Below are 1,507 nucleotides of genomic sequence, written 5' to 3' on the forward strand. Positions count from 1 at the left end.
CTGTTGTTCTTTGAAGCTATCAGTATATTTTTCAATTGGTATAGGATTGAATTCGGTTCTATTCTTCAGCATCATATAAAATATTACAGCGATTTTTCTTGCTGTTGCCGTAATAGCTTTGGCTGTTCCCGATTTTGATTTAATACGGTGATAGAATGCTGCTAACCAGTTTTTGCTTCGCTGTACGGCAAAGGCCGCCATTTTGAATATCTGTCCCGCTCTATTTCTTTTCTTACCTGTTCGGCTGCTTAAAAGCTTACCTCCTGATATTTTATTATTAGGAGCAAGATTTAACCAGGATGTAAAATTTTTGTGGGTGGGCCATTTACCCACGTCCAGTCCGATTTCACTTATTATTTCTACTGCATTTGTATCTGTAATACCAAATATTTTCGTTACATCAACCCCTGTTATTTCCATTAGAATATGTGTTGCATCAAAGCTCAGATTATTCTTATTACTTTTTGCTTTCTCTTTTTGGAGGACTGTAGTTTCTTTTTTTTCAGTTGGCTCTGCAATCTTTGCTTTTAGGTGCAGCTTAATCTGATCATCACATTCCTGTATCTTTTTACGATAGATATGATATAATTCGAAGGATTGGCCTAACTCAAATAAATTTTCTTCTTTCCACACCCCTTCTAATGATTTGGCAACATCTGCTCTTGAAGCTTTAATACGACCATCCAATAACTGAACCAAAGCTAAAGTATTCCGCTCCCCACTTAAGATAGCTGCGATAATAGCTTGCCCCGACTTGCCGGTTATATCTGCTATAACGTTTTGCAGCTTTATGTTCATTTGCTCCATAGCTTTTTGCATCATGCGTATGTGGGTAGCGGCCATTTCGCTCAGATTCTTGCGATGACGCATAAAACAACGCAGTTTCCTGGTAAAACTGTCGGGTTGAAAACTGGCGTTTAACAATCCACAGCTATGTAGTTGTCTTATCCACTCCGCATCTTTAACATCACTTTTCTTGCCACTTACGTTTTTGACATGTTTGGCATTTACCAGAACTACATCTAATCCGGCTTCTTCTAAAATAAGATAAAGACTTACCCAATAAATACCCGTTGCTTCCATAGCTACCGTATCCACTTTGCATTCTAACAACCATTCAGCAATTGCATGCAAATCTTCTGTAAAGGAACCAAAACAACGAATGGGTTGTTCAATCGCTGGATTGACCGCCACAAAGTGTTCTTTGCTGGCAACATCTATACCCGCTGCATTAGGGTAAAGAACCGGAAACCCGCTTTTTGTTTTCATAACTTACATTTAAGAAATGAACAATAAATACAGTGCTATCAGTTCTTCATGATAACATTAACGCTCTTAAACGGGGTTGGCTGATGCCACCACCAAAAACAGGTTGTCATTCAAAGAACTTTGCCAGACTTGAACTCGGGCTTGAGGCACCAAGACAAAAAACGGCTTGTGATAGCACTGCTTCGGCAAGTTACTTTTTCCGGTTTGGAGTTGCAACTGCTGTACACTTGAAAGAAAA

Annotated in this window: 1 protein-coding gene; it reads right to left on the bottom strand. The window is 39.0% G+C overall.

Annotated elements, in window-relative coordinates:
* Positions 1-1,269: IS110 family RNA-guided transposase (locus FRX45_RS23060; protein ID WP_152270847.1), on the bottom strand; the 1,269-nt coding region annotated here is incomplete at its 3' end.
* Positions 1,270-1,507 lie beyond the last annotated feature (238 nt).

It is taken from the genome of Agriterribacter humi (assembly GCF_009192765.1).
GTDB classification, from domain to species: Bacteria; Bacteroidota; Bacteroidia; order Chitinophagales; family Chitinophagaceae; genus Agriterribacter; species Agriterribacter humi.